The 12,539-nt window shown below is 63.8% G+C and carries 16 protein-coding genes; 8 read left to right on the plus strand and 8 right to left on the minus strand.

Annotated features, from left to right (window positions below; genetic code table 11):
• Window positions 1-82: 82 nt before the first annotated feature.
• A complete protein-coding gene (locus HRV97_RS03025; RefSeq protein ID WP_174192185.1) occupies window positions 83-676 on the minus strand; it encodes a CC0125/CC1285 family lipoprotein in 594 nt (197 codons plus the stop codon).
• Window positions 677-1,118: 442 nt separating this feature from the next.
• Here HRV97_RS03025 and HRV97_RS03030 point away from each other — a divergent pair, with 442 nt between their 5' ends.
• The 4 genes from HRV97_RS03030 (at window position 1,119) to HRV97_RS03045 (ending at window position 2,551) form a co-directional block, all read left to right on the plus strand.
• Entirely contained in the window at window positions 1,119-1,361 is a 243-nt protein-coding gene (locus HRV97_RS03030) for a hypothetical protein (RefSeq protein WP_174192186.1), read from the plus strand.
• A gap of 406 nt (window positions 1,362-1,767) precedes the next feature.
• Complete coding sequence (locus HRV97_RS03035; protein ID WP_174192187.1) at window positions 1,768-1,917, plus strand: hypothetical protein; 150 nt, start codon at window positions 1,768-1,770, stop codon at window positions 1,915-1,917.
• The gene (locus HRV97_RS03040) at window positions 1,917-2,282 is read left to right on the plus strand and encodes a hypothetical protein (protein WP_174192188.1); all 366 of its coding nucleotides are present in this window, start codon (window positions 1,917-1,919) and stop codon (window positions 2,280-2,282) included. Before HRV97_RS03035 ends, HRV97_RS03040 begins: the two co-directional genes overlap by 1 nt.
• Window positions 2,279-2,551: a hypothetical protein gene (locus HRV97_RS03045; RefSeq protein WP_174192189.1), complete on the plus strand. Its 273-nt coding sequence runs from the start codon at window positions 2,279-2,281 to the stop codon at window positions 2,549-2,551. Before HRV97_RS03040 ends, HRV97_RS03045 begins: the two co-directional genes overlap by 4 nt.
• Here the strand turns inward: HRV97_RS03045 and HRV97_RS03050 are convergent.
• A complete protein-coding gene (locus HRV97_RS03050; RefSeq protein ID WP_174192190.1) occupies window positions 2,548-3,075 on the minus strand; it encodes a hypothetical protein in 528 nt (175 codons plus the stop codon). The two genes, HRV97_RS03045 and HRV97_RS03050, sit on opposite strands and share 4 nt — an antisense overlap.
• 73 nt (window positions 3,076-3,148) lie before the next feature.
• Here HRV97_RS03050 and HRV97_RS03055 point away from each other — a divergent pair, with 73 nt between their 5' ends.
• Genes HRV97_RS03055 through HRV97_RS03065 form a run of 3 tightly spaced genes read left to right on the plus strand, consistent with a single transcriptional unit; the run spans window position 3,149 to window position 3,863 of the window.
• Window positions 3,149-3,388, plus strand: a complete 240-nt coding sequence (locus HRV97_RS03055) for a hypothetical protein (RefSeq protein ID WP_174192191.1) — start codon at window positions 3,149-3,151, stop codon at window positions 3,386-3,388.
• Window positions 3,389-3,405: 17 nt separating this feature from the next.
• Window positions 3,406-3,612: a hypothetical protein gene (locus tag HRV97_RS03060; RefSeq protein WP_174192192.1), complete on the plus strand. Its 207-nt coding sequence runs from the start codon at window positions 3,406-3,408 to the stop codon at window positions 3,610-3,612.
• Window positions 3,609-3,863 (plus strand): hypothetical protein, encoded by a 255-nt coding sequence (locus HRV97_RS03065; protein ID WP_174192193.1) that lies wholly within the window; start codon window positions 3,609-3,611, stop codon window positions 3,861-3,863. The genes HRV97_RS03060 and HRV97_RS03065 overlap by 4 nt, the downstream gene beginning before the upstream one ends.
• Window positions 3,864-4,686: 823 nt before the next feature.
• Here the strand turns inward: HRV97_RS03065 and HRV97_RS03070 are convergent.
• The 4 genes from HRV97_RS03070 to HRV97_RS03085 form a co-directional block, all read right to left on the minus strand.
• Complete coding sequence (locus HRV97_RS03070) at window positions 4,687-5,001, minus strand: helix-turn-helix domain-containing protein (protein WP_223176549.1); 315 nt, start codon at window positions 4,999-5,001, stop codon at window positions 4,687-4,689.
• A 2,165-nt stretch (window positions 5,002-7,166) separates the two neighbouring features.
• Window positions 7,167-7,772, minus strand: a complete 606-nt coding sequence (locus HRV97_RS17330) for a glycoside hydrolase family 19 protein (protein ID WP_343044415.1) — start codon at window positions 7,770-7,772, stop codon at window positions 7,167-7,169.
• The gene (locus HRV97_RS03080; RefSeq protein ID WP_223176550.1) at window positions 7,769-8,167 is read right to left on the minus strand and encodes a hypothetical protein; all 399 of its coding nucleotides are present in this window, start codon (window positions 8,165-8,167) and stop codon (window positions 7,769-7,771) included. Before HRV97_RS03080 ends, HRV97_RS17330 begins: the two co-directional genes overlap by 4 nt.
• Window positions 8,164-8,565: a hypothetical protein gene (locus HRV97_RS03085; RefSeq protein WP_174192195.1), complete on the minus strand. Its 402-nt coding sequence runs from the start codon at window positions 8,563-8,565 to the stop codon at window positions 8,164-8,166. Before HRV97_RS03085 ends, HRV97_RS03080 begins: the two co-directional genes overlap by 4 nt.
• A gap of 206 nt (window positions 8,566-8,771) precedes the next feature.
• Between HRV97_RS03085 and HRV97_RS03090 the strand changes: the two genes are divergently transcribed.
• Entirely contained in the window at window positions 8,772-9,077 is a 306-nt protein-coding gene (locus tag HRV97_RS03090) for a hypothetical protein (protein ID WP_174192196.1), read from the plus strand.
• Window positions 9,078-9,112: 35 nt separating this feature from the next.
• On the opposite strand, the gene HRV97_RS03095 is transcribed toward HRV97_RS03090, so the two are convergent.
• On the minus strand, window positions 9,113-11,401 hold the full coding sequence (locus HRV97_RS03095; protein ID WP_174192197.1) for an SGNH/GDSL hydrolase family protein: 2,289 nt from the start codon (window positions 11,399-11,401) through the stop codon (window positions 9,113-9,115).
• Window positions 11,402-11,427: 26 nt separating this feature from the next.
• Window positions 11,428-12,534, minus strand: coding sequence for a glycine-rich domain-containing protein (locus HRV97_RS03100; RefSeq protein WP_174192198.1), 1,107 nt, complete (start codon window positions 12,532-12,534; stop codon window positions 11,428-11,430).
• Between the last annotated feature and the right edge of the window lie 5 nt (window positions 12,535-12,539).

The raw sequence follows: 12,539 nt of genomic DNA on the forward strand, positions 1-12,539 counted from the left end.
TGTGCCGACTAGCCTCTGCCAGGCGCACAGAAAAAAGGCTCCCTGTCGACTGACAAGGAGCCTTTCGTGTACCTGCTAGAAGTTAGCGCGCTTCGGGCAGCTTGATCGTGGGGCCGAGCGTGGCGATGACCTGCCGCGCGTCGAACGCGCGAACGTTGCCACGTTCCGGCTGCCCCTTGAACATGACGATCTCGGCGCTTGCCTCGTAACGATCGACCGTGCGGACGTCCGCACCGCCGCCCCAACCGCCCCAGCCATTGCCCCAGAAGGGATCCCAAGCGCGGTAACCGAAGCGTCCGTAGAAGCCCCAGCGCGGACCCCAGAGCCCGCTATACGGTCCGAAGCCCGGTCCCCACGCGCCCGGCGTCGAATAGGTCCGTGCTTGCCGATCGGTGTCGCGATCCGCCATCACGAAATAATCATAGCCGTTCTGCGTGGTCAGTTCCGCCGCGCGGAACAGCAGGTAACGCTCCACCACGTCGCGATCGGTGACCGAATTGCCCGCGAATGTAACACGGTAGCGATCCGGCGTGATCCGCGTATCGGTGAAGCCAGTGCGATAGAAGCCCGACCCGGTCGCCGGGCGGTAGGCTGTCTCGGTCGCGCATCCTGCGACGATGGTCGTACTCGCGGCAAGCGCAACCACCAGCGCTCCGCGGATCAATCTCCTCAACATCTCACGTCTCTCCGCTCACGCCCGGCTGGGCGCGACCCAAGTCGCGTAGCCGATGCGAGTGGAACGTGCGATGAACGGAATAGCTCCAGACGTGCCGAAGCTGCTGTCTTTACAGCGTTTTACGATCAGTCGACTTAGGATTCGGAAACATCGCCAATGCGACCGGAACGGCGACGAATGAAGCCGCGACCAAGCCAAACCCAATTTCGATGAACAGCATCATTCTTCCTCATCCTTGTTGCGCGGTCTTTCGCCGCTTGCACCCTCAAGTGTGACGCGAACACAACAAAGCCGCAAGAAAAAGCAGGACGCAATCGGAGATATCGTCGCGACGGGCACCACAGGCGCCGTGGATCGTTGAGCGATAACCTGAACCTGTGCGCCGCCACGACTGAATGTGTCTTGGCGGCAGGCTGGTCTGACCATTGAAGGAACATAAACCATGCTGAAGAGAATTCTCGCTACCGTCGCGGTCGCATCGCTGTCGATCTCGCCGGCGCTTGCCGCCACCAACCCGGCGGCAAACCTGTCGGTGGCCAAGGTTGCGCGCACCAGCGCGCCGACTGCTAAGTCGAGCGAGCTCAACGGCGGCTTCGGCTTCGTCGGCCTTGCCATCTTAGCGGGTATCGTTGCAATTGGCGTGATCGCGATCGTCAACGGCGACGACGACTCGGACAGCAACTAAGACGAGTTCGCCCGGCGTCGCGTGACGTCGGGCGATATCGCACAATATGCCACCGACACGCTTGTGCGATGATCTTACGGCCGAGTCCGGTCGACGAACATGGGCGTATAAGTTAGCTAATCTTTGATGTCAGGCGCCGTATAAGCGTAAAGGCGGCAACCTTGCTTTGACTCCTTACAGACGAGCGCCAATCAGTGACGTTATCAGTGCGCTATTCACTGACCTTCGCAGCAGAAAATGGCTCCCTGAGTAGGATTCGAACCTACGGCCGCTCGATTAACAGTCGAGTAGAAATCGTGCGTTTTCAACGCGCCTTCATACATATTCCCGCTTCGTCCCCCGCACGCTCCCCCTCGTGACGGTGATCGTTGTTATAATGCGCGAATCGGGCTTACGATCGCTCGACATGATCGATTCGTCCCTGACCCCGGAAACGCTCGCCACATGGACCGACGACGCCAGCGCCGACGCGTGGAAGCGCAGCAGTTGGGAGGTAGGCGATCTCACCGCCGACGCGATCCCCGCGGAGATGGAGCGACGGAACTTGGATTTTTGATGCGCTACTCGATCCTGACTGTCGCTTTGGCTTTGTTGACCGCATGCAGCCAGCCAACGACCACCACCCAAGACATCCCGACGAACGTTGCGGCTGCCGAGGTCGCAGCGTTAAAGAGCGACATCGCTGGCGTTGAAGATAACGTCCTCCGGGAGGCGCTCACACGGCGCGTCGATGATCTCGATAAACGCGTAGGCGCACTCGAGGCCGCACCGCAGCAGGTTGACTTGGACCTGCTAAACCAGCGCGTTCAGGCGTTAGAAGGGAAGTCGAGTGTGTCGGACCTAGCTGTCGGATCAGTGCCGCTACCGAAAGCCACTCCCCGACCTCGGTCGACACTCGGTAATTCGGCGAACGACAAGTGACCCGCGCTGGCGAGAAGCTCTACGCCGACAGCCACGTGCCGCCGCGACGCGCGCGGCCTACCGACGTGTCAGAAGCGCGTGTGACTGACCTCGATCAGAAGGTCGCACTCGCGGCACTCGCCTATGGAGCGATGGACGTGCCCGAACTGCTCGACGCGATCGCTTACCAGGAACGACTGCTCGCCGATCCGGCGATCGCGCCCGAGACGCGCGAGATCGCCGGGAGGTGCCTAGATGTGTGCCGCGAGCTGGTGCGTTCGAACGACTAGCCCGTCCGCATCTCACCTGGGACCGAATACCCCCGCGCCACCAGCCGCTGCACAATCCACCCGAACGGCAGCGTCAGCGTTTCATGCGGCGCCCGCTCTCGCGAATAGAGCTCCCAGTACCGCTCGAGTAGCGAGCGATCGCCAACAAACGGGTGCAGGGCGCGCAGAACGAGCCGCACCGCCTCGACCGGTATGCCGGCCTGTGTCGCGCTGTACGACGAACGGTGCAGGATATGCAGAGCCAGGCCGATCGTAATCATCGCGCCCCGTCTGCGCTTCAGCACGTCCATGTCCTGCGAGTAGGGCGCGACCGACACCCGCACGTCGGCGCTGTCGCACTTCGGCGATCCGCAGCGCTGGCTTCGGCACACCACCTCCCAGTCGCACGACAACCGGTGGAACAGCCGGCCGCGGATCATCTCCTCGCGATCCTTCAGCTCGACGTGCCCGCAGACGCGGCACTGCACGTGCACCGCGCCGTCAACGCGGGCGAGATCGTGCAGGGTCTTCGGGTCGCCAACCATGCGTCATTGTGACACGGAACAGAACGCGAACAAAAGTCTGGTTTTGTAGGATCGTGGGCGGCATCATGGGGGCATGATCGAGTCGCATTCACCCGCTACGAACCATCACGGCGAAACGTTCGGCGCATGGCTGCGCGTCCAAGTCGACCGTGAAGGGCTGGTTGGCCAGCTGGTCGCCGGCGCTAAGGTCGACCGCAAGTTTCCGCGCAACGGCAGCCCTGAGGACGTGCGCCGCCACCTTTCAGCGATGCAAGCCGAGGGCGATCTGTTCGAGGCAGTCGACGAAGCCGAGATCGACTGGCGGGCATACTGATGGCGGACCCGCGATCCGTGGTCCGCGCGCGCGTGGAGGCGCGTGGCATCAGCCTCGCCGCGCTGTCCCGGATGATCGGCCGCAACGAAGCCTTCGTGCAGCAGTGGCTGGAGCAAGGCACGCCGCGCAAGCTCGACGAAGATGATCGGCTGCGTATGGCGATGGCGCTCGACGTAGACGAGGTTTCGCTTGGCGCGCGCATGCCGTGGCGACCGGTCGCGTGAAGCACGACCACCGCACTTTCACCCGCTGCGCGCTGTGCCGCACGGACGATCGGCCGGCGCTGGTGGAGCAGCTCGCGAAGGATATGTTCGAGTCCCGCTGCGACGGCACGCATTGGTTCTCCTGGGACGGCTACCCGGAGTACCGCGCGATTTACCGCGGGTTCGCTGGCGTCCTCGCCGACAGCGTTGACGCCGATCGGCACGGCCGCTGCCTGCTGTGCACCAGCAATGACCGGGATGGGCTTGCCTAGGCGGTCGGACAGAAGCTGTGGGAGAGTCGGCGCAGCGAGGGTGAGATGGTATGGGCGGATGCTGGGTGGTGGCGGGAAAAGTACGCGATGCTAGCCGGGGCGGGTTTTGCTTCGCTGGAGGGGCGCGCATTCTAATACATATTTGCAAGCGGCACTTACACGCTGCGCCGCTAAATCGTGCTGATGCACTCTGTTCTAGGTTATCTGCTGATCGCAGCTATCGTCGTCACAGTCGTTGGAGGGCTGATCTTCGCCCGGTGTCGCGCTCGCCGTTCAAACTACCGGCCCTGAGGCTGGACGGGGGCGGACTGGTAGCGAGACGGCGTGAAGTGCGGCGTTTCCTCATCCGCGATCTTCTCAAGTTCGCGTGCTAGTAGGCCCCAGCTTGCGTTCACCTGGCGAAGATAGGCATGCCGAGCGTCAATCGTGTGATGGCATAGCGGCATGGGTCGGCGTCTCCGTTGGAACGCTGACAACGGTGCCAGGTATGCACCGTTCCGCTGTGGTCTTAACTTCGCTCAAGTGTGACACCGCTGCTACAGTCCACACTCGGCCGCCCCAGGCGACGATCGAGATGCATTATGGCTCCGAAAAGGGGGCGACGCGAGCGCTGCGAGGTAACAGCCTAATTACAGTGATCGTTACATTACGCTGCCGCAATGACGCTTCGCTGTTGCTGGTGCCAAGCTACAAGCCTAGCATACCGGCATGATGTTGCACCGCTTATGCCAAGCCCGCGATTTGATGGAACAGGCGCTGGCCATACTCGATGAGGTGTCAGAACTGGACGCTGCGCCTTATCTCGATTCGGCTCTGCACGCTCTCAGCGGTTCTCTAGAAAAGGCAGAGGCGTCAGCCATTCAATCACGAGAGAACGCGTCTCTTCAGTAAGGGAGATGTACTGCTTACGCTTGTCGAAATTGTCCCCACGACGACAGATCATGCCAAGCTTCTCAAGTTTCGACAGCCATCGCAGCCCGGTGGTCATAGGTGTTCCACCGCTCGTCACGGCAGCTGAGACGGGCATGTCATGCCCTTCCTCATCTGACACGAACACCGTCAGCAGAATATCAAATGCTGGATCTTGAAAGAGGTCTTGTGGAAAGAGCGCCTGTGCTGCTGCTCGGGAGCGTATCAACGAGCGTGCTAGTGCCAATGCTGGTCTTTCCTCACGCGGCTTCGAATTATCGCGATGCTGATGAGGGACTTCTTCTGCATATCCAGCTTTACAGAGAAGTCGGTGAGCGTAGCAATAATCCGTGCTACGTCCCGTGGTTCAACCATTCCGCTCATGACGAATCCCGGCTTAACTGATATAAGTCAGTAACTTATAAGACATGTAGCATGAAGCCGTATCGACCTAATCTATATTAGCAAATTGTCGACTTGTAAGGAAAACCTACACTCGGAATGGAACCGCCACAATCTTTCGCAATGCATGAGTAGCTGCCGTGAGGTGGGTGCTCATACAGCTGATCGCCGCAGTTGCCTTTAGCGGCTGCCACCTTGCCCTAACCGCTCGCCGGCAGAAGAATGACTAAACTTCAGTAAATCACCTCGAACACGACTGTCGCCCAGAACGGGATGCATAATGCAACGGCGATCGCGAACCCGCGCGCAGCGGGACGCCCTTTGTAGGCTCTCTCCATAACTCGGCATGCTATCGCTAACTTAGGTCGTTGCAAGTCGTTATCGCACGCTGATCTAGCTTAATGACTGCCATGGGGTGAGGTGAGAGGCAGGCGCGGTCATGCGCGGCACCTTTCATAGATTACGCCGGTTACAGGCTGCAGCGCCACGGTTTAACCGTGGCCAGTGAAACCCGCGTATCTGGGGATCGAGTGATGTGGTGGATTGTGATGGGAGCCTGGGCGCTGTTCGCGGCCTGGGTGACGCAGGTGGCCGTATTCGCCGGCATGCTGGTGGTCAGTGCGTGGCGGGGCAGAAAGCGCCCGAACGCGCGACCGCGTACCGTGGCAGTGAGGCAGCGGCGCCGTCGGATGGAGCAGGCGAGGCGGCAGCGATCGGCGCAGAAGCGACGCGCTCGGGTGTAGTATCTCGCCGACAAGAAGGGCATGGTTGGTTCGCGTGGCGGCGCCTCCCTTGGGGGAGCCGCCGCGAAGTCGGCCGCGTGCCTCACTACGGACAGTAAACACGCGGCCGGCGATATCCGGCATCACCTCGGACGGTACCAGTTGCCCCGATGCGCTCCACGCGTGCGCTGCCGTGATCGTGGCGGTGTAGGCGGTCAGGCGCAGGGTGGCGCCGGTGTGAAGATGGTGAGATTGTCTGGGCGGACGCGGGGTGTGGCGGGAGAAATATGCGCAGCTGGCAGGCGCGAGGTTCGCGAGAGTGGAGGGGCGACCGGTCTAGCGCCGCTCTTAATCAGGCGCTTCAACTTCGCGGCGCTTGATGCGCGGGTACATGATCGCGCACATGACGGCCAAGCCGAACGCATAACCGGTTCGTCCCAAGCCAATCGCAGCTATGGCTAGCAGTGTCGTGCAGAGTGCGTAGATCCGCGAGGCTGGCCACATGGAACGATGATGTCGCGTTTAGCCGCTTCTCGCAAGCCAATGCAGGTCGACACCTCCCTGAAAGGCGATGATCGAGGTGGATGCGTAGCTGTGGAGAAGTAGAAGGCTCGCTGGAGGCTTGAAAATGATCGCTTCAATTATCTTGGCACTCGGATTCCTAATCCTCGCGATTGGTGCACTGCTATGGGTCAGCTGGCGCACCGCGAAGCAGAGGGCGCGGGTGCAAGCAGATGCCGAAACAATGCGCGATGCAGCGCGACGTTATAAACGTCGGACCATCCACTAATTCACACAGGCTATTCCTTACACCCGCCATGCCAGTCCTTGCGCTGTAACAGTGAGCGCTCATCATCGGTGAGCGCGGCACCCATTTCTCGTAAATGTCCCGCGAAGTCGGCCGCACCACCCCCTCCATCGCCGTTGGCGATGTTTGGTGCGGCCGGCGACCTTCATGCAGCCGGCTTGTTCGCCTTTTTGATCGCCTGCTTCACGGCAGGCGCCACCGCGATTGCAACGGGCGCGAGCGCCTTGGCGATGCGGAAGATGGCGGCGAGATTGATCTTGGGCATGCGTCTTCTCCGTGGTTAAACTGATCGGATGCTGATGACTTGGTTGAAGACGTTCGCGACGGTGCTGGCCTGGCCGGTAGGGATCGCATTCGCTCTTACGGGTGCGATGGCAATGTTCCGGCACGCAGATCTGCGGTTTGGATGGCCGTTCGTCGTTGGTCTGCTCATCGGCGCGGTGCTGAAAGCGACCTGGGCCACTATCCAAGCACGAGAGCGCGCACTCGAGCAGTGAAGGCGGTGCGCTCAGCCTCGCCATTGGCCGGCTTCGCCGATCGCGGGTTGCCGCGGTTGATCGAGCGACCGATGGCGATCCCGTCGTCGGTGTCGGCAAGCGCATTCAGCCCGGTGCGCGACCAGTAGAGGCAGCTGGTTAGCAGACCGATCGAGGGCATGGCGACGATCTCGGGATGACGCTCCAAGTCGATGCCGAACGTGGCACCATCCGCGCGGTAGTTGGCGCGACCGGTCAGCTGGATTGGCCCGCGACCCTTGTACCGCTTGCCGTCGCCCGGCTGCGAGTTGCCGAGATCCGCGCGGCCTTCGTAATCCGCACCGCTGGCGATCTCCTCCATGTAGCGGAAGCTGCCGCTCTCGTGGCCGCACTGGCCGATAAAGTGGACCAGCCGCAGCGGCGCGTCGAGGATGCCATAGGTGCGAAAGTGCACGGCTGCCGCAAGCCCGAGTTCCTGGGCGACGTCGAGCTTGGCGCCGAAGCGCAGGAACAGCGCAGTCAGGGTGGCTGGGCCGATCTGATTGTCGGGCGTGACGCCGAGACGGCGCTGGAGCTTGAGTGCGTCGATCACTTCACACCTCCGGTGTTCTCGCCGAGCCAGCGGTCGACGTAGCCCTTAGCCAGCTTGATGATGCCCGCGCCGAGCGCGCCGACGCCAGTGCCGAACAGCAGCGCGGTCAGCGGGGCGGGACGGGCGGTCACGATGATGCCGGCCGTGAACATGAAGGCGAGCGCCGACACCGGAATGTCGAGCAGCCAGCGGTTTGCGCCGGCGCCGTGCTGGACGACGTAGAAGCGGACCGCGACGCATGCACACAGGGCGGCGATCATGCTGCCCGCCTCGAACGGGTAGCCGAGCAGGTGCCATACGACAGGTCCGGTCACGGCAGCCCCCTTGGTAAGATCGGCCGCAGCCGCGACGACAGGCACGGTTGCGCCGGCGAGTGCCCCCACGCGCCAGATCATCGCGTCACCGTCACGCCGACGGCTGCGACGAAGCAGAGCACCGCCACGCAGAGCATGCGGCGCACAGTTGGCCAGGCCTGCCACATGTCGAACGGCAGCGGCTCGCGGCGAAGCTGATGCATGATGCCGGGCAGCGAGAGCACGAACAGGATCATCGCAGTCACGCCGCTCGCCACCGCGAAAGGATCGATCAGACGTTTGATGAATAGGAACGTGCCGGTCTTCGCCGGCTGCTCAATGTCCCAGCCCCACAACGTCAGCGCCTCGGCGCCGCAGCGGAGCATAATGCCGGTAGCCACAAGGAGGCCGATCAAGCGCCAGGTGCGCGCGGGTGATACGCCCGGCGTCTCGTATGCCTTGTAGCGACGCCCATCCGTCAGCAACGTGGCGATGACCATCAGCGCGACAAGGAAGGCCGCTGTCATCGCCCCAGGTTGAGCGCAACGAGCCACTCGACCCCATTGAAGCTGGCCGGCGCGATCACGCCGGGGCTGTTCGCGACCGCCTGGGCCGCGAGGGATGCGTTGTCCATCGATGTGTCTCCGTGGAACCTCGGCGTGTGCCTGCGAGCTTAGCGTCGGCAGGACAGCGAGAAGGGGCAGGTATGAAGGCGATCGTAGCGGCAGGCGCGCTGGTGGCGCTCAGCGGATGCATCAGCTTGGGCGGCGGCAAGACCGCCGTTCCGATGCCGAAGGACGCATACGCCGCCATCTATTCGCAGCGCCCAGCCGATCAGGTCGACGCCTGCCTGCGTAGCGCCGGTCTGCCCGCAAGCTACCAGGCGCGGCAGTTAAACGACAATCCCGGTCCTTACCGCAGCGTCGTAGCTGTCACCACGTCGACATCACCAACAGACAGCCAGGTCAATGCCTACGCGGCTTGCACGAAGGGCGACCCGGCCGTTCAGTAACGCTCGGCATCATCGTGACGCCGGGCTGGTGGTTATCACGCCAATCCCGTCTTCAATGCGACGAAGTCAGCAATGCGCCGATCGCCGAAGGCGTTCGGGTGCAGCCCGTCTAGGAAGAACACGCCCGCATTGTCGTTAGGATTGCCGCTCGGCGGATAGCTGACCTCCTTGGTCATGTCGAAGTACAGCTCGCCCATCGTATCCACGACCTGCACCTGATACTCGCGCGCGCACTCCAGGACGGCCTGCCGCTTGCGTTCGAGGTTGGCGGGATCGCCCGCACGCCCATCCTGTCGCTTCTGCGGAATGTCGGTCAGCAGCACGAGCATCGGCGACACAACGGCCGCGATCTTGGCGTTCTTCTGGTCCTCGGTCTCCGTCCCGGTCAGCCCGGCGCGCGCGCGGATGTCGTAGAATTGCAGCCGGAACTTGCGAATGTAGTGGCTGATCGCCTGGACAAACGACAAGTTGTTGCTCGCGTTCAAGACGGCGTAATCCTGCGTCACGTCCGTCTCGGTGACGATCGGCTCGCCCGCCAAGCCGTTCGGACTGGTGCCGGAGAACGTGCCTACTGAGCCCGCTACGCCCAGGTCGTTTCCACCCGGCAGATGCACGACGAGCCGCGGCACAACCGACCCGGCGAAGTACGCGGCGAAGTCGGCGTTGCTGGCATTCTGTGCGACCGTATGCCCCGACTGCCCGCGCGCGAGCACGGTGCAGCCGAGCACGCTCGACCAATTCGGAGCACGAAAATCATAATCCGACATCCGGCTGTCACCGGTCAGGGTGGTCGTGTCCGTAGGCTTGAGCACGCCTTTTGCGACTGCACTGACGGGTGCCACTATCGCGTAGTCACCGAAGCGGATGAAGCGCGGCGCGCCGGTATAGGACAACTGCCAACCCGCGATGCCCTGCAACGGCCGATCGTCGCCGCCCTGGTTTGTGCCAACGAGGATCTGCCTCGTGCCCGCAGGTGCTTCAACGCTGACGGTGTAGGTGCGCACGCGGGGCGAGATGACACGATCCAGTGCCATGCCGACTTCGCTGATGTAGCCGTTTGAGCCGTAGAACTGGAACTGAGGTGGTGTGAAGGTGCCGTCCACGCCGCTGATCACGGCGATGCGCGAGAACAGGCGCGACTGGCCGAGCGATGCCGGGAAGTTGGCGCCGACGAACGCGATGCGACCGTTCGCGGCCTTCAATGCCTTGGTAACGCCCCAGCTGAGCAGCGTCTGATCGGTGACCGCCACCTCGGTCATCGCCGCGAAGCGTACCGGGGCCGCCGTGATATCCGGGCCCCAGGTGGTCGCGTTGGCGGCCACATCGTCGGTGCTGCGTCGCCACGCCACCGGTGAGTGGATCAAACCTGTACGCGGCGGAAAAACCGCCAGAGGGACGATCTTGCTGTAGCCGGCCGCCAGCGCCTGCGTCAGGAAGCCGATCTGGTTGTACTGATACGAGTTGTCGCGCGCGTCGTACCAGAGCGCGGTCGTGACGAGCTCGTTGGCAGCCCGAGCGAAGAAGACGTGCCCGCCCACCGAAGCACTCTCGCCATTGCTGACCGGATCAGCGGTGTAGATCGTATCGCCGCGCCGCACCTCGATTGAACGAGGCACGTAAAAACCCTGCCCGCCGCCGTACAAATTGGCGCTGTCCATGATGCACTCGCCGGGGCCGAAGGCGATCGTTTCCGGCCATAGGTTGCGGTACAGGTCCGCGAGATGGCTGTCGGTCAGCACCCGCTGTGCAGCGACGACCGAAGCAGCGGCTGCCTCCGCGCGAGCCGCTGCGGCCGCGACGATCGCCGCGCCGTCGATCACCAGCGTCGCACCGCCATCCTGCGAGATGGTCAGGGTGGCGCCGCTGCTGACACCCGATGTCGTAGAGGTCGCGCCGTACCCAGTGGGCCGCGACGCCGGCGCATTGTCGGAGCCATAGGTGTGCGCCAGCACGATGAAGCTGCCGACGAGCCGCGTCACGCCCGCGATCAGCAGTGCGTAGGAGAGTGGCGCGGAGTCGCCCACCTCGCCCGCATAAGGCAGCGCCTGCCGGGTGCTCTTGTTGATGCGGATCCGTACGTCGCTGACCGGAGCGCCGTCGATGACCGTGACACCTGCTACGCGCAGGCCTTCGGCGTTGCCGTTGGTGACTTTGATAAGATCGACCAGCGGCGCGCCCGGAGTGTCAGGGCCAAGGCGAACCTGCATCGCGAGCGCAACACCCGGCTCGCCGGACAAATCTACACCCACGACGCGCAGCGGAAACTCGTAGATGTCGTCGTTGCGCCAGACCGACAGGTCAAGGCGAGCGGTAGTGTCAGGCATGCAGATACTCCGATGCGAGATCGAGGTCAGAAATAGACGATGACAACGACGACCCCGTCGCCGCCCTTGCCGCCGCCGCCGGATGCGAAGCCGTTGACCGACGCCGCGCCTCCACCGCCGCCCGAGCCGAGCACACCGTCGCCGCCATTGCCGCCGGCAGCGGACGTCGATGCGACACCTGCGCCCCCGCCGGTCGAGGACCAGCCGAGCGAAGTGCCGGACTGGCTGCTGCTCGAGCCGGCGAGACCCGAGACGAGCGGCGCGCCGCTGGCACCAGGCGTGATCACGGCGTCCGCAGCCGTGATGCTGCCGCCCGGCGCGCCACCGCCCGACCAGAGCGCGGTCGCGGTCGCGATGCCAGCTGTCGTGGTGGTCGCCCCGCCACTGCCGCCGGCGAAGAGACCCGTGCCGCCGGTCGAACCGCTGCCCGTCGTGGTGCCGCCCGGCTGACCCACGTTGCCACCGCGCGCGACGGCCCACGTACCAAAGGAAGACGCGCCGCCCGCGGTCGAGGCATTTCCATTGGTGCTATCGACCGTGACCGCCGTGCCGCCCGCGCTGCCGGTGCCGACCGTCACCGTCTCGCTGCTGCCGAGCGAAGCCGCGGGTAGCTCCATCTCGGTATAGCCGCCACCTGCGCCACCGCTGCCGCCGGTGCGCACCGATGCCGCCGCGCCGCGCCTGCCCGACCCGCCGCCCGAGCCCGCGCCCTTGACGATCACGCGCACTGTCTTCGCGCCCGCCGGCTTCGTCCACGTGCCCGACGCGGTGAAGGTCTGCACGGTGGTGCTGCCCTGCTGCGTGATGCCGAGCGTCGAGCGCGCGCTGGCGGCATCGGCCTGGGTGAGCAGCGAGCGGCCGAAGCTGGCGGTGGTCAGCGCTGCGATCGCGCTCAGGTCGGTATCGAGCGGCTGGAACACTGGTGCCAGGAACGTCGAGATCAGCGTGGGCGTGATCGCCACGCTCGCGCACGGCGTCGTCTTTGCGGCGCATCCGCTGCCCTGAACCGCGGGCATGCGCTCGGTGCTGGTGAGCGGCTGTGCCTGCGGGATGGTGCGCGTGTCGAGCTGCGCGGCCGCGGGCGCGCACGTCAGCAGCACCGCGGCGAGCGCCGCGACGGTACGGGTCAGCATGGTCG

The organism is Sphingomonas hominis (genome assembly GCF_013328205.1).
Lineage (GTDB): Bacteria > Pseudomonadota > Alphaproteobacteria > Sphingomonadales > Sphingomonadaceae > Sphingomonas > Sphingomonas hominis.